The sequence below is a fragment of the Bartonella capreoli genome, from assembly GCF_902813205.1.
GTDB lineage: Bacteria > Pseudomonadota > Alphaproteobacteria > Rhizobiales > Rhizobiaceae > Bartonella > Bartonella schoenbuchensis.
The window spans coordinates 15,980-38,711 of the sequence record NZ_CADDZX010000007.1 but is presented as its reverse complement, the minus strand read 5'-3'; the positions used below and the strand labels follow the sequence as shown (position 1 = coordinate 38,711).

Here is a 22,732-nt window from a genome sequence, read left to right as displayed (position 1 = left end):
ATATGAAATAACACAAAAATAGAAAGATAAGCACTCAAATGGCATCTTTTAGACAAAAGTAAAAAACTGTGTCAATCGTCTATTCGAAAGCAGTTATTTGACTTGGCTTAATTCTTTTGTCAAATGTTCAGCTTCTTCTGCTTTTGATTTTATAAAACGTCCAAGAAATAGATAAACAACTGGCGTTACATAAAGGGTAAAAATAGTTGCCAAACCCAAACCACCAACAATAACCCAACCTAAAGCTACACGTGCTTCTGCACCAGCACCCTTTGCTAAAACCAAAGGAATACCTCCTAAAATAGCGCAAATCATCGTCATACAAACTGGTCTAAGACGAACATTAGCTGCTTCTTCTACAGCTTCACGTACACTTTTACCTTGATCGCGCAGTTGATCTGCAAATTCAACAATCAGAATACCATTTTTAGCCATAATACCAATTAATAAAATCAAACCAATTTGACTATAAATATTGAGACTAACACCACCCAAAAGCATGGCAATTACTGCACAACCAACTCCTAATGGTACAGTAGCCATTATAATAAAGCCTGAAATAAAGCTTTCAAACTGCGCAGCTAAAATTAATAAAATAATTACAAAAGCAATTCCAAAAACGATCATTAAATCAGAAGACGTTTCACCAAGAGTTGCTGCATCTCCTAAAGGAATAATATAATTTCCCTCTGACAATAAAGGAAGTGCGGCTTCTTTTACAGTCTTATAAGCACTTCCTAAAGAAACTCCTGGAGCAAGATTTGCACCTATAACGACAGCGCTCATGCGTTCTTCTCGTTTTAATTGAGGAGCAATAGCTTTTTCATGTAAATCCGTAATAACCGACAAGGGAACATATTTACCGTCTTTTGTTTTTAAAAAAACATTCTCTAAATCAGCAGGGTTATTAATAGGATTTTTACGCGATGTAAGTTTTACATCATAGGCATGGTCATCCACATAAATCGAGCCAATCTGCTTCCCGTCCACCATTGTTTGCAATGTATTACCCAAATTAGTGATATCAATCCCTAAATCAGAAACTTTTTCTCGGTCAATTTCAATAAAAAATTGAGGTTGCGTCGCATCAACAGTAAGCCGCGGACGAACAAATTGCGGATTGGTACGCAAAGTGCTCACAAGCTTATCAGCAATTGATTGCAGTTGGGTGTAATTATCTCCAACAACCGCAAATTGCAATCCTTGGCCAATTCCTGAAACCCCTAAAGAACTAATTTGTGCAGCAAAAGCAAAAACTCCCGGAAACTGCCTAACTTTTGCATTAACATCTTTTAAAATTTCTTGCTGGTTACGTGAACGCTTGTCCCAAGGCGAAAGCAACAAAATAAGAAAACCATTATTAGATGAACCTCCAGCTCCAGAAATAGAATAACTGTTAACAATTTCACCAGTATCACGCAACGGTTTTAAGCTTGCTTCAATTTGCTGCACTTGTTCATTGAGATATTGTACTGAAATATCTTGCGGCCCACTAATAACTAAAAAAATAATCCCCCTATCTTCTGCTGGCGTCAACTCCTGCTTAAGCGTCATATAGCCTCCAAGACAGAGGATAAAGAAAATAAGCGAACCAAAGACAACAGTCCAAGGTCGTTCCAAACATTTATGCAAACTATGAGCATACCCCCTACTAAAGAAAGCACTCATCCGAGACAGAAAAATTAAACGATGTTCCTTTTGTTCATCATTTTCAATATGCTTTTCTTCTTTAAGAAAGCGTGAAGCAAGCATAGGACAAAGAGTTAAAGCAACAACCGAAGAAAGCAGAACAGACACTGCCAACACAAAACCAAATTCTCTAAAAAGCTCCCCTATCTGCCCAGGAAGAAAGGAAATAGGCACAAAAACAGCCACCAAAGTTAATGTCGTTGCCACAACAGCAAAAAATACTTCCTGCGTTCCCAACACCGCTGCTGACCGAGCACCAAATCCCATATTGCGCCACCGAACAATATTCTCAAGAACAACAATTGCATCGTCCACAACAAGCCCTGTCGCTAAAACAAGCCCTAAAAACGTGAGAATGTTTAGGGAAAAGCCCGCAAGATAAATTGCAGCAATTGTCCCAATCAGAGCCACTGGAATAGACACAGCGGGTATAAGTGTTACACGAACATCTCCTAGAAATAAAAAAATGATCAAAACAACACTAAGCACAGCAATAATTAATGCAACCTCAACTTCATGAAGAGCACTCTTAATAAAAATAGCATCGTCATTAGGAATACTTATATGGACAGAAGAAGGGAGAACAGTTTTGAGATGCTCAACAACTGCCCGAACATTTTTGGAAATATCAAGAGTATTGGACTGTGCCTTACGCACAATACCCAACCCAATCCCCACCTTTCCGTTTACACGAAGAATAACTGTTTCTACATCAGGGGACAAAGTAACATGCGCCACATCACCAAGACGTACATGAGGCTTTAACACAACTTGTTCAAAAGCTTCTGGTGTTGTTAAACGAGCGGTTGCACGCACAATTAAAGCTTGCTCGGAATTACGCAATGACCCCACAGGTGCATCAGTGGTCATATCAGACAAAACACGTGAAATATCCCCTACAGTTAACCCATAACTAGCAAGCTTTGCTTGATCAATATCAATCTGAAAAATCTTCACACGCGCGTTATCAACCTGCACATCGCCAACACCATCAACAGCAGAAAGTGCATCAACAATTTGATCGTTCACAATCGTTGTTAAATCATCAATATTCATTGTTGGTGATGTTACAACCAAATACATCATCGCAGCAGCATTTGAATCTGCTTTAATGATTATAGGTGGCTGCGCATCTTTTGGCAGAGAATAGGTAACACGGGAGATAGCATCGCGAATGTCAGATGCTGCAACATTTAAATCAACACCAACATTAAATTTAACCTCCACACGGGAACGACCAAAAGAGGAAGTTGAAGAAATTGTTTTAACACCTGACACACGAGAAACGGCATCTTCTATAACTTTCGTAATTTCACGATCAATTGTTTCTGCTGATGCACCAGTAAAAGTCGTCTTAATTGTTGCCACTGGAATATCTACATCTGGCAATTCACGCACATCAACGCTCATCCATGCAGAAATCCCTGCAATCACAATCATAGCATTTAAAACAAAGGTAAAAACCGGCCTACGAATAAAAAACGCCATTATACCGCTTTGTTCTGACTTTGTTAAAGGCTGTTGTTTCTCAACTTCTTGACTCATTGCCCATCCTGCCCATTAGCTTCTGATAATTGCTTTTGATGAGCCTTTGAATCATTAATAATGACATGACCACCTGGACGAAGCATTTGTACCCCTTGAACGACAATCTGATCACCATCTTCCAAGGAAGCTTTTACAAATACTTGATTTGCTTTATGCTGAATAATCGATACTGGAACGTATTCTACTTTATCCTCTCTCACACGCCAAACGAATGATCCCTTACTGTTCCATTGAATGGCAAGAGGATCAACAACCGGGAAAGAACCATCATGAAATTGAAACGTAACAGAAAAAGACATACCAGACATAAGTACATTTTTTTCATTCTGAATTTCAATTTGAACGTGAAGTGTGCGGCTTTGTGCATCAACCATATTATCAAGCGCATACACATGGCCAACAAAAGTCTTATCCGGCTGGGCTATTAAGGTTGCAGTCACTTCATCCCCTTTATGGATCCGTGATGCATATCGTTCAGGCACCCAGATATCAACCAAAATACGTTCGTTATTCTCAATACGACCTACCACAGTATCAAGACCAACAGAATTTCCCACATCAATAGGTAAAATACCAACAATTCCACTAATTGGTGCACGAATTGTTCGCCGATCAAGCGCTAAATCAGTATCAGACAAAATTAAATTTGCATTCTCTAATTCCAAGCGCGCAGTAATCTCTTGAACCTCTGTTGCTGTATTAGTCGCGCGTAATTTAAGAATACGTGAAAGCGTTAAGGCACTATTGTCGCGTTGAACTTTCGCTCTTGCAGCTGCTATTTCTTCCTTTTTAGAATCAAGCTTTACAATTGCATCACCCACCTGCACTTTTGTACCAGCAGACACAAAAATCTTATCAACAACACCTCCTGACCAAGGAGTTAAATTGACCGCTGCAATAGCCCGTCCACTACCAATAGCATTAAGACGTTCATAAAAATCCTGAACTTTAACAAGATCAACGACAACATTGACCGGCGGCATTCCCATTGGTGCTTTTGATGCAGCATGCGGTGCATTTTTTGTTGTACCTTCTGTATGAACAAGGTATTCTATATTGTGTTTTGGCCAAAAATAAATAGCAATACAAATAACACCCAAAAGCATTAATGGAATGATCTTTTTCAGCGGCCCCATACATCTATCCTTGCTTCGTCATTTACCTACACCAATGCATTTGAAATAGTCTCTAGCAGCAACATTCGAATTTTGCAAAAATCGAATCGTAAAGAGTGTAACCACACTGCAAAAACGTATCTCATCTTAATTTGACTATCTTTCATGGAACAGACCGTCAAGTTAACTATCGTTCATCTTAGATTTTTACCATGAACCAAATGAAGAAAATAACAACACTACACAGACGCTTTATAGAAATCATAAATACCTTAAACTTTAAACAAAAAAACTTTTTTACCAAGTTTTACTTGCAATTCATCAACGAAACGATTAGGAACCCCAATATCTTAATGATAATATAATGTCTTAACGATATTAAGAGACTGAAAATTTATGCACCCGTAGCTCAGCTGGATAGAGCACCAGACTACGAATCTGGGGGTCAGGAGTTCGAATCTCTTCGGGTGCGCCAAATATCAGTAGAATCAAAAAGCTATAGAGTAATTAAAGGCTTTTGATTTTGTTAGTTTTAATGAATTCTTGATTTCTCCCCCCCCAACTTTTTGCAGCTTTTTGATTATTTTTATGTTGAATCGCTTTCTATTAGCCACCTTGGTATAGAGCAATTGCTAGAACAGCATAATCTGTGTCTAACCCTACTTTTCACTGAAAAATTCATCTTGATTTTTGATTTAAACAATGAAATTAGCAATTTTTATAAACACATATTTGTAAGTGCAATTATTCATTGTAAAAAACCGCGTGTAGCAAAAAAAATAGAGTTTTTGAAAAGCAATATAGACAACCACCTTATTTATATGGTATGCGCATTGCTAATGTAATCCTTTTGACTTTGTTCAAAGGGTGATGGGCTTTTGCCTATTTATTTAGAACATTGAAACAAAGTAAGGTAAACTGTGCAAGTACTCGTTCGTGATAATAATGTTGATCAAGCATTGCGTGCGCTAAAAAAGAAAATGCAGCGCGAAGGCATCTTTCGTGAAATGAAGATGCGTGGATATTATGAAAAACCATCGGAAAAACGGGCTCGTGAAAAGGCTGAAGCTATTCGTCGTACACGTAAACTTGCTCGTAAACGCGCGCAAAGAGAAGGCCTCATTAGTAACGGTCGAGCTATTTTTGCACGATAATATATTTTTTGTTTATGCGCTCAAAATAGCTCAAACAAGAGAGTTATCTGATATTAAATATCCAGTCTTAAATGGTAATCTGTAAATAAAATTCTCTTTTTATTTTAAATAAACTTTACTCTGTTCCTAAATATGATTACCGATTCTCATCTATTGTTGAGAGCTTCATAATTACAAAAATTTTAGCTATTCCTAAAGAATAGACAAGAGAAAGTACGTGTATGGTTTTTTACCATAAAGACACAAAAATTTTCCTACTTCAAAAATCTAATAAGCACATTCTAAAAACACTGGTTCTACAGATCCGCTCCAAATAGAATAATACTTAGATAACAACCTATCAGCATCCGTTTGACCCACTGCAATTATTTCTTCTAAAGGATTAAGAAAACTTTCTTCATCATAACCGCCAGTATCATATTGCTTGCGATTTTTTAAACCCTTGCGTGAAATCGCAATAGCCTGACGTGCTAATTCTAAAATCATCGTTTGACGAAAAGGCGTTTGTAATCCCTCTTTTGGAACACGTCTACGCATATCCAAAACTTCTTCAAAACACCAATCTTTCGTCAAAGCTTCTGCCTCATTAAGTGCTTCGCTATCATAAAGAAGACCAACCCAAAAAGCAGATAATGCACAGATATGTTGCCAAGACCCGCCATCAGCACCTCTCATTTCTAAAAAGCGTTTTAAACGCACTTCAGGAAACAAAGTCGACAAGTGATCTACCCAATCTCCTATATTAGGTGTTGAATCTACAATTTGCCCTTTCAATGCTCCATTCATAAATTGGCGAAAAGTTATATGTGTACAATCATGATAATGCCCATCGCGTATAATAAAATACATTGGTACATCAAGTGCCCACTCAACATAATCAGCAAACCCAAAGCGTTCGGAAAATATAAAAGGAAGTACTCCTGTTCTTTGATTATCAGTATTACACCAAACATGAGAACGCCACGACAACAAATCATTTGGTCGCCCCTCAATAAAAGGTGAACTGGCAAATAATGCTGTTGCAATGGATTGCAATTTCATTGACACTTGCATTTTCCGCCGCATATCCGTTTCAGATGAAAAATCAAGATTTACTTGAATAGTCGCTGTTCTATACATCATATCAAGACCATTATGACCAACTTTTGGCATGTATTTAGTCATAATTTGATAACGTGATTTGGGCATTTGCGGTGTTTCAGCTAAAGTCCATTTTGGACTAGCTCCAATACCTAAAAAACCGATACCTAATGGTCCCGAAATTTTTTTGAGGAGAGTCAAATGTTCCATCAGCTCATAATAAGTATGGCCAACCGTTTTCAATGGTGCACCAGATAGTTCAAACTGCCCACCAGGTTCTAAAGAAATTGCACCTTGTCCCGCTGATTCTACAAGCCCAACAATATTTCCTTCATCTAAAATAGCTTTCCACCCTAGAGCCTGTTGCATCCCCTCTAAAAGTGCACGAATACCTTTTACACCTTCATATGGAACAGGACGAAAACCATTTATATAGAACGGAAATTTTTCATGCTCTGTACCAATACACCAGTCATTTTCTGCTTTACAACCCTCTTGGAGATAACCAACTAGAGAATCTAAATTGTGAATTTCACTTTCATCAGCTGTATCAAGCGCCATAAATTATTTTACCTTATCAATAAGTTCCACTATTTTAAATGAATTGTTTTAAATGATATTGCAAGCTTCTTAATCGATGGACCAAGCCTCTATTGTAGTATTAATAAGGGCCAAAGCCGCAACAGCTGCAGTATCAGCACGTAAAATACGTGGACCTAATGATATAGAAATCACAAAAGAATGTTTTCTTAAAAGGACCTGTTCTTCTTCACTAAATCCTCCTTCTGGTCCAATAAGAACACCAAGCGGAATAGTTCCATGCTTCTTTAAAAGAGATAATGGATTTTGTATTTCATGCGACTCATCACAAAAGAACAAAGAGTGTGTCTTATCCCAATGTGCTAAAAGTGTTTTTAATGATACAGCAGGTAAGCATTCCGGTAAAGATAAAATGCCACATTGTTCAGCTGCTTCAATAATATTAGCCTTTATACGTGCCATATTGATACGAGAAACTTGTGTATGATGTGTTATAACAGGCTGCAAAACAGATACCCCCATTTCTACAACCTTTTGTACCATATAATCTAAACGCGCATGTTTAAGTGGAGCAAAACAATAAATAAGATCTGAACATGTTGTTTGAAGCCTTGTTTGATGAATAAGCTGAACCACTACAAACTTTTTTTTAATAGCGGTAATCTTGGCCAACCATTCACCATCTTGCCCGTTAAAAAGCAAAATCTGAGCTCCCTCTTTCATGCGCAAAACATGCACAAGGTAAGAAACTTGAACTCCTTCTATCTCTATTTCTCTGTTCAAAGAAAGTGGTTGCTGAATAAACAACCTTTGAAATTTATAATTCACACGCATAAAAAATTTGTGACAGAGCAAATCACAATCGTCAAGATGATAAAATAAAAAGTACAATCAAAAAAATCAGCTCCATAAAGCTACAATATATTGAAGAGTAGTAGAATTATTTACTTTTATTTACAATAATTGGAACAAATAGAATATTAAATGATTCTGTTTGCATAAAAATTGATTACAAAATACTCTCTCTTACACTCAACGATTTGCCCTATGATTGGAGGAAGATATGTCTGCTAAAAGAGCCACTGTTATTACTATTGCTACAATTTTAGCCTTTATTCTGATCACCATAGGAATTAGCTCAGTTGGAACAAAGGGAAAGCATATAATTGCCACAGATGGTTATGGTATTTCCTCTCAGATGCGTTAGACAACTTAAAAGTTGTAGTCTTTAAATTTCATTTTAAAACAATATTTTTCGAGTGATTTTCTAAAATCAAAATCAACAATGAAAAACAAAGATTTAATTCTCATCGATATTTTTCTTAACAAAAAATTGTCCTAGAGATTGCCTCGTAGAGCTAAGTGAAAAACTAAAAGGCCGCACAAGGCTATTAGTAAGACACTGAACATCTTTGCATAAAGTATCTGAACGATTATTTTTCTGTAATCGTCCTTGCAATATAAAATCCTCCTTCTTTCTCTTGGTGATAGGCACTGCAATCGAACCACCAATAGATAAATTCCAATCTGCCGTATGCATTAATGATTCTATCTGCGTCACTATGCCATCAGAAAATTTTGCTTTAATATTTAAACGCTCAAAAGGTGTTGAAAACGCGTGGTTATTTACTAAAAAAAACTGTTCATTCTCTGAAAGCTTGTGTTGCAACTCATTTAAATCATATCTCAATAATCGGCCAGAAGGCATATTCACTGTTAATTGTCCCTGCATTTTTTCAAGGACTTCTGACCAACTACTAACAAGCATTTGTATTGTGACAATGAAGTCAGTTTTAGCCTGTATAGATGGAGTTAGTCCTAAAGCCTCTGAAAAAGTTTGCGCATCAACAGAAGTCCCCGAAATGCGTCCTTCAAAACGCGCCTTTTTACCATTTGGTACAATTTGGACATTACTCTGAATAGATCCACCAAAAATATTTGCATTTCCAAGATCAAAAATCCCATGCCCATTTTTAATTTGCATTGCTGCTGCCAAATTTGTAAGTGCAATTTTACCTATTTTTGCTTGAGGTACTGAAATTCGCACATCTAATCCAATACGATCAAAAATTGCTGTATCAAGGAATTTATTTTCCTCACCAAATGGTGAAAATATCGACTCCAATATATTGAGATTCATACTATCAAAAGCTAAAGATCCGATTATATTAGGAACATGGTTTTGAAAATCAAATTCCAAAGCTCCACGCGCATTTACAACACCCATATTAAATGTAATATTATTCATTTCGATACGTTTTGGCTGTGCTAAAAAATGAGATTCCCATACAATAGGTAGCTTTAATCTTCCTCCCCAAAACTGATTTCCACCAATCCAAGCCAATGTCTGATTCCAGCCAGGAGAACGCATCGATACTTTTCCGTCAAAAATGTAATATTCAGATAATCGTGCTTTCCCCGTAAACGTTATACCACCGCGCAAAGAATTGAAGCTCACTCTAAGCGAGCTTTGCCCCCCTGCTAAAAGCAATAAAGCTTGATCAGCATTAATTAATAATTCCGTTAACTCTCCACGCCAACGAGCATTTGCGCGAAACCGCGCTGCTTGTGTTGATTCTGACCAATCGATAGTTGCATTCAGTCCTGTTATTTTTTCTGTCACCTCAGAAACACTATCACGATAAATAAGAACACCATTTTCGATAACAATACGTCCAAAAGGTTGGTTTAAAAAGCTCTCTATATCTGGTTGATCAGGATTGAGCTTAACAATTTCACGAGCATTACGTACTGCTAACCCCAAAGTACCTTGCGATCCTGAAAGTGTATTAAAAAAATCAGACACTGTTTTAAAAGGTTTTTCCATAACAAATTGTGGACGCACAATTCGTGTTTCTGAAAAAGAAACACATCCCCTAAGAAGATCAATTAAAGAAAGATCTACTTCTATCGATTCTGCTTCCATTAAAGGTGCAATATCATCAACTTTGGATGTTAAAGTAATTCCTGAAAGAAATGCTTTTGGATAAGGAAAAAGTTTTAAACGTGGTGGTTCACGCAATTGCACATTATAGCCTGTCCACGCGCTTAAATCTTGTGCCATTCGGACACGAATCGCGTCTGTTGATACAAGATAAGGTAAAACGATAACAGAAGTTCCAAGCAAAAAAACAACTGCTACAAAAACCCCACTCAAAAATTTTATTATTCTGATGAGCACAATTTCCTCTATATTTTTTACCCTATAATAGATTAAAATGAAACTAAATGATCATTAAAAAATGGTTTTGATAATCTTATAATCTGCTATATCTATTTAATAACTCAATTATCTTTATTTTTATTCAAATTTTATTGAAACAACAATGTTACTCTCTCTTTATAAGGCAACTATTTTTCATTACTCTCCAAAAGAAAAAAGATAGGCAAACCATGTAAATTATGGTTATTCAAATAGTGCCATAAAACTCTTTTTACTATCAGCAAATACTTTAAAACTGAATATCCCTACCTGAAAGGATTCTCCTCATGGACAATATTATTGACGGAAAAAAGCTTGCTGAAAACATTATTAATAAAGTCAAGAAAGAAACAAAGAAACTCCATAACAATCATAAAATACAGCCCGGGATAGCCGTTATCATTGTTGGAGATGATCCTGCAAGTCAGGTTTATGTTACCTCAAAAAGTAAAAAAGCTGAAGAATGTGGTTTTCTTTCAATTAAGCATACAATTCCCCAAGACACGAAAGAAGAAGAACTCCTACAACTCATTGAAACGTTAAATTCCGATCCTAAAATCCACGGGATTTTGGTACAACTCCCCCTACCTGCTCATATCAATACGAACAAAATAACGCAAGCTATCGCCGTCCAAAAAGATGTTGATGGTTTTCATTATATCAATATAGGAAAACTTGCAGCAAATATACTTGAAGATACTATCATTCCCTGTACACCTGCTGGTGTTATGATGATAATCGAACAACAATGTGGGCGAGATTTATCAGGTCTTGATGCGGTCATCGTTGGACGTTCTAATATTGTTGGCAAACCTATGGCAGTCTTATTAATGGCAGCTAATGCTACCGTAACAATTGCCCACAGTCGTACCCGTGATCTTGACGAAGTGTGTCGTAGTGCTGATATTTTAGTTGTAGCTGTTGGTCGCCCACATATCATTAAGAAAGATTGGGTAAAGCAGGGAGCTATTGTTATTGATGTTGGTATTAACCGGATTGAAGCTTCAGAAAAAGGTACTAATAAAACCCGTCTTGTTGGTGATGTAGATTTTGAAGAAGTTAAAGAAAAAGCTGCTGCTATTACCCCTGTACCAGGAGGTGTTGGTCCTATGACAATTGCCATGCTTATGGTCAATACGCTTAAAGCTGCTGCTCAAGCACATAAATTACCTATACCAAAATTTTAAAATTTCTTGCACTTTTACCACATGCACGTAAATTCTCTGCGTTTTGTGTTCTCATTTTGCCATCACAATAGTATTCCTTGATTTGCGCTATTTCCTTTTAAGATAATGATTAATGCAAAAAAATCTGCCTTTCATCAAATATCTACGCAAATGTATCTTTAATTCAATTGCCGTTTTTAATCACGGACAATTGGATTTTCATAAATAAAAACTCACGTGTAGCGGACGTTACTAAACCGTTCTATCCCAATTTAATTATGAGATACCAAAAAGTGATAAACTAACTACCAAATAAAAAGTTCAAATATTAACCGTATCTTTCGACAACAACAAAGTAAGATTTTTCTGTCTTCTCAGTTCAACATAATCTCAGTAGAAATATAAGAGGTAAATACATAAGAAAGTGATCAAATTTAGCCTGATTGAAAACTACGTAATAAATATGCTTTTCAAGAAAAAGAATGAAAAATTGCACCATTTTTCGTTGCTCAGAAGAAATCTTAAAACTTTTATAATACAACTGTTGGCTCACTAAACTGCCTCACATATTAACAATGATAAAAACAAGAACAATTTTCGTTCCGTCAAATACCACTACCATTAAACACAATCAGAAAAAGATATTGGAATAATTTCACTAACTATCACGGACTTATTCATTTTTCCGCTCAGTTACACAAGCTTTTACCGTTACAATAGACAGATATTAAACAAACCATTAATTTTCTTCATTTCAAATAGTAACTGATTAAAAATGGTCCATCAAAGAAAAGTAGTTCATTGCTAAAAATATAAGCGGATAACGAAAAATCTTACCACCCGGAAAGGATGAAATCTTTAAATCCTGAAAATACTTAAAACGTTCACGTTTTCCAGATAAACATTCAGCATATAATTTTCCTATAAAGGGAGCAAGCATAACCCCATGCCCTGAATATCCTCCACAATAAGTAACACCTGGCATAAGTTGGCGAACATAAGGCATACGCTCAAATGTAATTGCTACTGTTGCTCCCCAACGATGGGTCAAATTTATAGACTGAAGGTGTGGATAAATTTCAACAATTTGCCGACGTATACGCTCATCTAAATCAACTGGATACTGGTTACTATAACTTTCCACCCCACCAAATAATAAACGATTGTCGATACTTTTTCGAAAATAACGAACCATAAAACGGGAATCATCTACCGCTTCTCTTCTAGGAAGAATCCGACTACACTCTGATAATGGTTCAGTTGCTCCAATATAAGAGCGAATAGAAAAAATATGTTTCTGCACAAAATCCTGCAGCCCAAGATTATATGCATTGGTCGCCAATAATACATTCTCAGCCTTTATATTGCCTCGTTCTGTCACCACCACGCATTGATTATTGCTGCGCTCTATCGCTTTTACTTGAGTCTTCTCATAAAGTTTAGCGCCAACTTTCTTTGCTTTTTTTGCCAACCAAACAATTAACTTTAATGGATTGATATGGCCAGTATCTACATCATAAATACCACCATGATAAAAAGACGAACCAAGCCGTTCATCTGTTTCAGCCTTATCCATAAAAGTAAGACCACGATAACCATAACGCTGCATAGCCTCAACATGCTGTTGATAAGCTCTGATCTCACGTTTTTTATGGGTAACGGAAAGTTGGCCTGCTATAAAGTCGATATTACAATCAGGCATGGTGCACCAAGATAAAATATCTCTTTTGGCCTCTTCAGCTAAATCAAATAATATTTTACTTCGTTCAAAACCATACTTGTTCTCTAGTGTTTCTACCCATTGTCGTTGACCTGTCCCCAATTGCCCACCATTGCGCCCCGAAGCGCCATCGCCAAAACATGAAGCCTCAAACAAAATAACACTCATTCCAGCCTTAGCTAAATGATAAGCAGCTGAAAGCCCTGTAAATCCGCCTCCAACAATAACTACATCGCATTGTATCTGTTCACCAATAAACAACGGATAAGAAGGACGCTCTTCCAACGTATCCTCATACCAAGAGACTCCTGGAGAAATTTGATGAGAATTAATCATAGTAATAATATTTAAACATTAAGCAGAAGATATTCACGCTCCCACGGGCTAATCACTTGCATAAAAGTTTCAAACTCTTGTCGTTTAATAGCAGCATAAGTGCTTACAAATGCATCTCCTAAAATAGCACGTAATGCTTTATCTTGTTCAAATAAATTGACCGCCTCAATTAACCCACGCGGTAATTCAATATTATCAGCATTTACAGTTTTTTCTGCCGGCTCATCTGGTTCAAGCTTGTTCTGCAAACCAATAAGACCACAAGCTAAAGAAGCAGCAAGTGCTAAATAAGGATTGGCATCCGATGAAGGAAGTCTATTCTCAACGCGTCGTCCCTGTGGAACAGAACGTGGCACACGAAACGCTGTAGTACGATTATCGTACCCCCACCGCAAATTAACCGGTGCAGAAAAACACGGCATAAGGCGCCGATAAGAATTAACATAAGGAGCAAGCATAACAAATACTCCTGCCATATGCTTTTGCAAACCACCAATAAAGTGGCGAAAACGCATACTTTCCCCACCATCTTTCTCTGTAAAAATATTGTCTCCAGTTTTTTGATCGATAACAGATTGGTGAATATGCATGGCAGACCCCGGTTGCCCCTGAATAGGTTTAGCCATAAAAGTTGCATACATATTATGTTTAAGTGCTGCTTCACGAATTGTTCGTTTAAACATAAAAACCTGATCAGCTAATTCAATAGGGTCACCATGACGTAAATTAATTTCAAATTGACCGGCTCCTTCCTCATGAATGAGAGTATCAATTTCCAATCCTTGTGCCTCTGAAAATTGATAAATATCGTCAATCAGCTCATCAAATTCATTAACACCCGCAATCGAGTAGCCTTGTCCACCACCAATTGAACGCCCAGAACGACCAACTGGAGGTACCAAAGGGTAATCAGGATCAGGGTTCTTTTCCACTAAATAAAACTCAATTTCTGGTGAAACAATCGGTTTCAACCCCATTTGAGTATAAAAATCAATTACTGTGCGCAAAACATTACGTGGTGTATAATCAACAGCCTGCCCATTTTGATATACAAGATCACAAATCACCTGCGCTGTAGGTGCATCTTCCCATGGCACAATACTCAGTGTAGAAAGATCAGGCTCAAGACGTAAATCACCATCTGTTTTTGGATATTCAAAACCATTTCCATCCTCAGGATAAGATCCTGAAATTGTTGTCATAAAAACTGCTGAAGGCAATGCTAAAGATGTCTCTGATGTGAATTTTTTAGAAAGCATCATCTTGCCACGCGCTACCCCCGCCTGATCGGGTGTGATACACTCAATATCTTCCACATCTCGGAATGAAAGCCATTGCGAAACTTGTTCCCAATTATTTACACCACGCAAACTTTTTAGAAAATCAGAAACAGGCTTATAACCTTTGCGTTTCATTGGCTCGCTATTTCTCACAGCTATAACACACAAACTTAAAAAACAATTAAAGCTCCCCCTTTTTATGGCATCATTTTATGCACAAACACCGTGTAAAACTGCATCAACTTAATTTGTTTTACAAAACATCACAACCTTTATCAAGATAAAATGCGCTTCGTGATATTTTTAAGCTTTCCATTATCTTAAAATATGTTGGAAAAGTGGTACGGTTGGTGGGATTTGAACCTACGACCTCTGGTGCCACAAACCAGCGCTCTAACCAACTGAGCTACAACCGCCTAAAAAATATTTATCCTCTATCTGTGTGACATACGGAAGATCAAGAGAGTTTGCAAGCCCCTTAAAAAGAATCTTACATTTTTTTGTGAAAATACAACAACCTCATGATAAAAGAAGTGCACGTTTTGCCCAATTTTCAACATGATGATCGCGATAAGCTTTTATAGTATCAACGCCATCTTGCTGCATAATTTGTAAAACATCCCTCATAATAGTTACGGCAAGTTCCGGCCCCTCATAAACCATTCCGCTATAGAGCTGAACTAAATCTGCTCCGGCTTTGATTTTTTCTAAAGCCGTTTGTCCATCATGTACACCACCAACACCAATGATTGCAATATCTTTACCCAATCTTTTACGCATTTTCGCAAGTACAACGGTGGAATGCTCAAACAGTGGATGTCCTGATAGCCCTCCCTCCTCGCCAATCAATGCACTATTCTTAAGGCCTTGACGTGAAAGAGTGGTGTTGGAAACAATTAAACCATCAAAATCAGATAGTTTCATTTCCTCAGCTATATCGTCTAATTCTTGCTCCGTTAAATCAGGCGCAATTTTTAAAAAAATCGGAACAGAGACACCATGTTTTTTCTTTTTTTCATTGCGCGCTTGTGAAACAGCCTTCATTAAAAGACTCAAATTACTACGTGTCTGCAAATCACGCAAACCTGGTGTATTAGGTGAAGAAACATTAATCGTGAAATAATCAGCTACATCATAAAAGCAAGTAATGCCTGCAATATAATCGTCAATCTTATTGACCGTATCTTTATTAGCACCAATATTGATCCCTACAATACCGGCCTGCTTACGCATGCAAATCCTTTTGTAAACAGCCTGATGTCCGTCATTATTAAAACCCATTCTATTAATAATAGCTTCATCTTCCACCAAACGGAAAATTCGTGGCTTGGGATTTCCCATTTGCGGTTTTGGTGTAACTGTCCCAATCTCAGTAAAACCAAATCCTAAGTCTAAAACAGCATCTATAACCTCTGCGTTTTTATCAAAACCTGCAGCAAGACCAACAAAATTCTTAAATTTAAGGCCTGCAACAGTTACACACAAACGCTCATCAAAAATTTTTTGATACCCACTCAACCCCGTTTTCAATCCAGCAATGGCCAAACGATGCGCACGCTCTGGATCCAACATAAATAAAACAGAACGACCAATACAATGAAAAAAACTCACAAAACCCCCCTCCATAAAATGAAAACTACCCTTTTCATCTCATTTAAACTTCTCAAAATAAAAAATACCAATAAAATATACTATACAAATAACAGAAATTAACTCCCATAACGAGAAGAAACAATTAATCAAGTTTATTAAAAAAACATCGAGTGGTTAAAAGATTGTCCTTATTTCGAAAATTCTTTCCTACTTCCTTTAATAACCCACCCACATATTAAAAAGTTGACTAATTTCCTCGAAGAGAAAAAGGTGGTCTCGCAAATGCATCCTCTTTTTCAAAATTTTCTATAAAATTCCTGAAATGATTTCATCAATCAAATATATTTTCTCACTTTATCATTGAAAAGAAGAAGATATACAGCCTTTTAGCAAGAAGCTTTCTATTCATCTGAACCTTAAAAGCACACTATCATATAATGAAACATTAATTAGCACTTTTTATACATTGTAATACTATAAGAAAAGAATGCTGATATTTGAAATGTAATTTTTCAAGAAACTAAACTTCTCCCTCTTTCTTTTTTTACCAAAAGTGATAGTTAAAATTGCTGTACATCATATACACGAGGAGGGAAATGCAATGCTTAAAGAATTCAAAGAATTTTCCTTAAAAGGAAATATGATCAATATCGCTACTGGTGTGATTATAGGTAGCACTTTTAGTGGCTTGATCAATTCAATTGTTAACGACATTTTTATGCCAATCATCGGCTTTATCACAGGCGGCATTGATTTTTCTAACATGTTTATTCAGCTCGCTGGAGAGAAAAAAGCCACATTAAGTGCTGCAAAAGAGGCAGGCGCTACCATTGCTTATGGAAACTTTATAACACTTTTTATCAATTTTTTGATTATTACTTGGATCCTTTTTTTGTTTGTCAAAGGCTTAAATAAAATGCGCCGGGAAAAAGAAGAAGTGGAAAAGCTAAAAGAAATGTCTCTTGAAGAACAACTCTTGACAGAAATCAGAGACTTATTAACCGAAAAAAATAAATCCATTCCATAGCTTCACTCACGAAGTATAGGAAAAAACATCTCCACAGTTGTTCCGTGATTGGGTTTTGAAAATAACAAAAACTGACCACCAACCTCTTCCACCATTGTTTTACATATTGGAAGCCCTAAACCAGTCCCGGCAAATATGTTGTCTCCACACTGGCTATCTTTGCGTTCTACCTGACCATAAGGTTGCATAGCTTGCACAACCTCTTCATCACTCATCCCAAGACCATTATCACTAATTGAAATCTTTACTCGCTCTTTTTTTCCATAGGAAACATGAATAACAATTTGTCCACCTGAAGGCGTAAAACGGATGGCATTGGAAAGAAGATTCCATATAATCTGTTGAAATATCTGTTGCGATATATCGATAAATGGCACACGTGCCGGTGAAACAATACGCATAATAATGCCATTATGATTCGCCTGCGTTTCAAGAAAAGCTATACTGGAACGTAAACAAGCCTTTACATCAAATTTTTGGGTCATAAGAGGTGCATCAATTGTGCTATTGGAGCTAGAATAATTTGCTTTAGAGTGATCTAATAATTGATTAACCAGAGATAATATATGTTTTCCAGACGAGACAATATCACGTAAATATCTACGGTAACGCTCATTTTCTATTAAACCAAAACGGCCATTTTTCATAATTTCTGCAAAACCAATAAGAGCATTCAAAGGTGTTCGCATTTCATGAACAACTTCAATCATTTTATTTTCTTCTGATATTTTATCTAAAGGTGATAAAGCCATCCCTGTCATATCACGCAACATAACGACATAATTGTCTTGTAGAGTCAAAGGTACAATTGTCATAGAAACCTTCATATTCTCATGATTTTTTGTCATTAAATCAGCTGTCTCACCATGATTAAATATTTGATTTTTTCCTCTCATACGAATCAATTTAAAATACTCTTCAATCAAATCTCGGCTTTGAAAAGCAAATAATGATGATAACTGCTGCGCCAGTAACTCATCTATTTCATAGCCAATCAATGCCAAAGCAGCATCACTAGCAAACTGAACGCAGCCTTGTCCATCAAGCCACAAAACGCCATCAGTTACTGTATCCAACAATGACAAAATTACTTCAGGTTCCTTGATTAAAGCCTGTTTTATGATATTCACCGATAATGTCTGTGCACATGGCAATTGAACTGGTATTTCCTTAGCTGTATTTTCATACCCTAAAGACAAATGTAATTCCCCGCGCAACCGTTCTGCAATTTCATGAAAAGCTGAGCGCTCTATTTCTGAAAGACCCGATGTTTTTATACCCGGCTTTTTATCACTTTTATCTTGTATATTTTCTTGCGCCTTTAAAACCCCAAAACCGTGGAATCCCTTAAGCTGACGGTTAGTATCAAAAACTGGAACAGCGGACAACTCAACATCAACCCGTTCTAGACAATCATCAACAGGCCACTGAACTTTCTGTTCTCTCCAAGGTATAGCAGCTTCAATAAAGCTACTTAATGACCGATATCCTTCATCATTAAATTGATCAGCAAGTTTATGACAATCAGATCCTATAATACGGGAAGACATAGGGCCGACAGTTTCAGCTAACTCTTTTGAAACCTCATAAAAATAGCCATCTGCATCCATTTTCCAGATAAAACGCCGTGGTAAAAGATGTGGCTTAAAACTAAAAGACCCCTGACCTCTATTCAATTCATCCCCATTCAATTGCGCATATAACACTAAAAAACTCGTTGGCTTTACTCCTAAGCGGATTACACCGACTTGTGTATTAACACCTGCTATAGGTAAAACAGTTTTCACCGGAAGATCATCATCAATCGTTTTGAGTAGAATTTTAATTGTTTCATCAACAAAATTAAAATGAGAAGAAGCCTCCAACACAGTTGCATGTTGATCAATGATTGCAGCAGACATTGTTGCGTCATCCAAACCAGTAATAAGAGAGACATTCTCTTCTAGCAAAGCTTCAAGTAAAAATGCTTTACCTAAACCAGTAATATCAATAGAAGCTATAGAAAATTCAGCACAGCGTTTTAAACCACGCAACGTAATAGAGCGTGTATATTGAGCATTATTTAATATTTGGCGACGCAATTCTTCATCAAAAAAAGACTGCTGTTTAATTGCATCTGTAACAGAAGAAAGACCAAAAAAGCACGCTGCAGCACCATTTAACCAAAGAATATTTCTACCATCGAAGGATAAGACAAAAGCTACCTTTCCTTTTATAAAGGCTTGTTTAATTTCTTTACATTTTAGATAATCTAAAAATGCTAAAGACATTTTCAACCTCTTTTCTATTCATCTGCACTACCTACCAATAATCGTAAATATAAGATAGCATTTCTATTTTGTCTTTCTGTATAAATTCTTTTTAATATTTCGCGACAAAAAATAAGAGCGGAAATAATGTCCGCCCTTATGAAATAAAATCAAGTTTTTAGTTTTTAAAATTACTGTCGTTATGTACTCTTAAAACCATCTTGATCATTGCGCCCATTGAGTAAAATCTCACGTTTTCCCACGTGATTGGCAGCTCCAACAATACCTTCTTCTTCCATTCTTTCAACAAGAGAAGCAGCCTTATTATAACCAATTGCAAGTCGACGCTGGATATAGGATGTTGAACATTTTCTATCACGCATCACAACCTTAACAGCTTGCATATAAAGTTCTTCACCATCCTCACTAGAGCTTCCTGCAGCAATAATTTCAGCAACCGAATGAGCATCTTCCATTTTATCATCATCGTGTTCACTATCTGTTACTGTCGCTAAATAATCAGGTGTTCCTTGTACTTTAAGATGTGCAACCACAGATTCAACTTCTTCATCAGAAACAAAAGGCCCATGAACACGCTCAATGCGTCCTCCACCAACCATATGAAGCATATCTCCTTGACCTAAAAGTGTTTCAGCACCTTGCTCTCCCAAAATTGTACGACTATCAATTTTTGAAGTTATCTGAAAAGAAATACGTGTAGGAAAATTTGCCTTAATTGTGCCAGTAATCACGTCAACAGAAGGACGCTGTGTTGCCATAATAAGATGAATACCTGCAGCACGCGCCATTTGTGCTAAACGTTGAATGACGCTCTCAATCTCTTTACCAGCAACCATCATGAGATCCGCCATTTCATCGACAATAATAACAATATAAGGCAATTGTGTTAAATCCATCTCTTCTTCACGATAAAGTATTTCACCACTTTCTCTATCAAAACCGGACTGAATGGTGCACATAATTGTTTCACCTTTTTCGACCGCAAGCGCAACTCGTGCATTAAAGCCATCAATATTACGTACACCTAGTTTTGCCATTTTGCGGTAACGTTCTTCCATTTCACGAACAGCCCATTTTAAAGCTGTTACAGCTTTCTTTGGATCAGTTACTACAGGTGTTAGAAGATGAGGAATGCCATCATAGATAGAAAGCTCTAACATCTTAGGGTCAACCATAATTAAACGGCATTGCTCTGGTGTCATTCGATAAAGAAGTGACAAAATCATTGTATTAATAGCAACAGATTTACCCGACCCTGTCGTGCCTGCAATCAATAAATGAGGCATTTTTGCTAATTCTGCAATTACAGGATCACCATTAATTCCCTTCCCCAAAGCAAGAGCTAATTTAAATTCACTATCGCGAAAAGTGCTCGACTGAACTAATTCACGCAAATAAACAGTTTCACGTACTGCATTTGGTAATTCAATTCCAATAACATTACGCCCAGGAATCACAGCAACACGTGCAGACATGGCAGACATAGAACGAGCAATATCATCAGAAAGACCTATAACTCGCGATGATTTTACCCCAGCAGCGGGCTCAAATTCATACATTGTTACCACCGGTCCTGAGCGAACATGAATAATTTCGCCTTTAATACCAAAATCTTCCAAAACGCTTTCTAAAAGTCCAGAACTGCGCTCCAGCATTTCTTGAGAAATCGCTGTATCATCCTGAAAAACAGGCTCTTGTAATAATTCAATCGGAGGTAATTCATAAATATTACTGTTAACAGATTGAGAGCTTGGTATAAAAGCAGAAGTATGATTGCTAAACGACATATCTGTAGTTTCCATCGTACTTCCTACTGCTTTTGTTACAGAAAGATCTTCCACACTTTTTGTTACATCAGTTGTCATACAATTAGCAATGTTATGGGGATCATCGCCTACTGCAGTGTCTATCACGTCGCTTATCTCATGATTAGGCGTTTCAACAACAGACAGTTCTTGAACCTTTTCAATTTCTTCATTTTTTCCCAAAACAGGCTCAGTGCTCTGTATTTGAGCCTCTCTAACAATTTCATCGTTAGTATGATCTAAATCAGAAGTTCCCTCATTACCCTGAACATCATTTTCTGAAACTTCTGGCACAGTCACATTACAAGATTGCGGGAAATGGCATTCAAGCACACGGTAAAAAGTAGAAACTGATTCATCAAAAGAAGAAGTCTTTCCCAACAAAGCCTTATTATTTTCTAAATTAACAGATGCATCTTTTTCTTGTGAAATTTTAACATTGACTTGCTCTAGTAAAAAGGGCTCACACTCAAAAAATGCATCATCAGAAAGATAAGAAACAGGTTTTGTTTCTTGCGCTACACTCTCTACCTGCAAGGTATTCTCAACTGTATTTTTTTCGATTGGTGTACTAATAGTCTGTTGCACTGATTGTCCAAGAGTTGTTGAACAATAAAGTGATACTTTATTTTCAAGTGATTGAGAATGAAATACCTCTTCTGTCAATTGAGGTTGCATTTTAAATTCTGCAACATCCGTTAATTTCTGCGGTTCTTGCTTTGCAAAAGTTTCAAATCGCTTTGCAAAAATTGGATTTTCTTCTATACGACGACGCAAAATTTCAACTTCTGGAGTTCGAGTGAAACGCACATTCTGTTCAAGAGTAAATGCCTTTTTCCACACTGTCGGATAAGAAAACATCTTATCAGAACTGCCAGATGAGTTTTGTTCTGATGCATTTTCTGCATCCTTATCAACCAAACAAGACGTAGACATAGATATAGTTTTTAAATTACGCATAATATCCAACAAAATTATAGTAACGAGAATGATCTTTCAAAAAAGAATGCGCAAACGATACACTATGAAGGTTAATAACCTTTTGTCATCAGCCAATTTTAAACGAAAAATAAGCATCATTAATTGTATTTTTATTAAGAAAAATTTAAATGCATCTAAAAACTTCAGAAATCCATCTAATAAGAAGAGCTTGATTTTATTTCCTCATAAACTTTCAATACTGAAAACTTTTCATAAGACATACTCT

At 36.7% G+C, this 22,732-nt stretch carries 14 protein-coding genes and 2 tRNA genes; 5 read left to right on the top strand and 11 right to left on the bottom strand.

All coding sequences use genetic code 11. The features are described from left to right. Positions 1-93: 93 nt before the first annotated feature. Both J7R05_RS06140 and J7R05_RS06135 read right to left on the bottom strand, forming a co-directional pair. Positions 94-3,234, bottom strand: coding sequence for an efflux RND transporter permease subunit (locus tag J7R05_RS06140; protein ID WP_208541632.1), 3,141 nt, complete (start codon positions 3,232-3,234; stop codon positions 94-96). Then, on the bottom strand, positions 3,231-4,373 hold the full coding sequence (locus J7R05_RS06135; protein ID WP_208541631.1) for an efflux RND transporter periplasmic adaptor subunit: 1,143 nt from the start codon (positions 4,371-4,373) through the stop codon (positions 3,231-3,233). The genes J7R05_RS06140 and J7R05_RS06135 overlap by 4 nt, the downstream gene beginning before the upstream one ends. Positions 4,374-4,750: 377 nt before the next feature. On the opposite strand from J7R05_RS06135, the gene J7R05_RS06130 reads away from it, so the two are divergent. Both J7R05_RS06130 and rpsU read left to right on the top strand, forming a co-directional pair. Continuing rightward, a tRNA-Arg gene (locus J7R05_RS06130) sits at positions 4,751-4,827 on the top strand. A 445-nt stretch (positions 4,828-5,272) separates the two neighbouring features. Then, positions 5,273-5,506, top strand: coding sequence for a 30S ribosomal protein S21 (gene rpsU, locus J7R05_RS06125; RefSeq protein ID WP_208541630.1), 234 nt, complete (start codon positions 5,273-5,275; stop codon positions 5,504-5,506). 267 nt (positions 5,507-5,773) lie between these two features. Here rpsU and J7R05_RS06120 read toward each other — a convergent pair whose 3' ends face one another. Continuing rightward, positions 5,774-7,147: a glutamate--cysteine ligase gene (locus J7R05_RS06120; RefSeq protein WP_208541629.1), complete on the bottom strand. Its 1,374-nt coding sequence runs from the start codon at positions 7,145-7,147 to the stop codon at positions 5,774-5,776. A 69-nt stretch (positions 7,148-7,216) separates the two neighbouring features. Next, positions 7,217-7,960 carry a 16S rRNA (uracil(1498)-N(3))-methyltransferase gene (locus J7R05_RS06115; RefSeq protein WP_208541628.1) on the bottom strand — a complete coding sequence of 248 codons (744 nt, stop codon included), beginning with the start codon at positions 7,958-7,960 and terminating at the stop codon, positions 7,217-7,219. Between the two features lie 229 nt (positions 7,961-8,189). Here J7R05_RS06115 and J7R05_RS06110 point away from each other — a divergent pair, with 229 nt between their 5' ends. Beyond that, positions 8,190-8,333, top strand: a complete 144-nt coding sequence (locus J7R05_RS06110; RefSeq protein WP_007477862.1) for a hypothetical protein — start codon at positions 8,190-8,192, stop codon at positions 8,331-8,333. Between the two features lie 93 nt (positions 8,334-8,426). On the opposite strand, the gene J7R05_RS06105 is transcribed toward J7R05_RS06110, so the two are convergent. Next, positions 8,427-10,307 (bottom strand): AsmA family protein, encoded by a 1,881-nt coding sequence (locus J7R05_RS06105; protein ID WP_208541627.1) that lies wholly within the window; start codon positions 10,305-10,307, stop codon positions 8,427-8,429. A gap of 308 nt (positions 10,308-10,615) precedes the next feature. Here J7R05_RS06105 and folD point away from each other — a divergent pair, with 308 nt between their 5' ends. Further along, positions 10,616-11,515, top strand: coding sequence for a bifunctional methylenetetrahydrofolate dehydrogenase/methenyltetrahydrofolate cyclohydrolase FolD (folD, locus tag J7R05_RS06100; RefSeq protein ID WP_208541626.1), 900 nt, complete (start codon positions 10,616-10,618; stop codon positions 11,513-11,515). Between the two features lie 748 nt (positions 11,516-12,263). Here folD and J7R05_RS06095 read toward each other — a convergent pair. From J7R05_RS06095 to J7R05_RS06080, 4 genes are all read right to left on the bottom strand, one after another. After that, the gene (locus J7R05_RS06095; protein WP_208541625.1) at positions 12,264-13,550 is read right to left on the bottom strand and encodes an NAD(P)/FAD-dependent oxidoreductase; all 1,287 of its coding nucleotides are present in this window, start codon (positions 13,548-13,550) and stop codon (positions 12,264-12,266) included. Between the two features lie 11 nt (positions 13,551-13,561). Beyond that, on the bottom strand, positions 13,562-14,965 hold the full coding sequence (locus tag J7R05_RS06090; protein WP_418214938.1) for a glutamine synthetase family protein: 1,404 nt from the start codon (positions 14,963-14,965) through the stop codon (positions 13,562-13,564). Positions 14,966-15,169: 204 nt separating this feature from the next. Next, positions 15,170-15,246 (bottom strand) — tRNA-His (locus J7R05_RS06085). Positions 15,247-15,349: 103 nt separating this feature from the next. Further along, a complete protein-coding gene (locus J7R05_RS06080; protein WP_208541624.1) occupies positions 15,350-16,441 on the bottom strand; it encodes a quinone-dependent dihydroorotate dehydrogenase in 1,092 nt (363 codons plus the stop codon). Between the two features lie 583 nt (positions 16,442-17,024). Between J7R05_RS06080 and mscL the strand changes: the two genes are divergently transcribed. Continuing rightward, entirely contained in the window at positions 17,025-17,450 is a 426-nt protein-coding gene (gene mscL / locus J7R05_RS06075; protein WP_208541623.1) for a large conductance mechanosensitive channel protein MscL, read from the top strand. Positions 17,451-17,452: 2 nt separating this feature from the next. Here the strand turns inward: mscL and J7R05_RS06070 are convergent, their stop codons facing one another. Together J7R05_RS06070 and J7R05_RS06065 are read right to left on the bottom strand one after the other, a co-directional pair. After that, a complete protein-coding gene (locus tag J7R05_RS06070; RefSeq protein ID WP_208541622.1) occupies positions 17,453-19,720 on the bottom strand; it encodes a PAS domain-containing sensor histidine kinase in 2,268 nt (755 codons plus the stop codon). A gap of 179 nt (positions 19,721-19,899) precedes the next feature. Further along, on the bottom strand, positions 19,900-22,485 hold the full coding sequence (locus J7R05_RS06065) for a DNA translocase FtsK (RefSeq protein WP_208541621.1): 2,586 nt from the start codon (positions 22,483-22,485) through the stop codon (positions 19,900-19,902). Between the last annotated feature and the right edge of the window lie 247 nt (positions 22,486-22,732).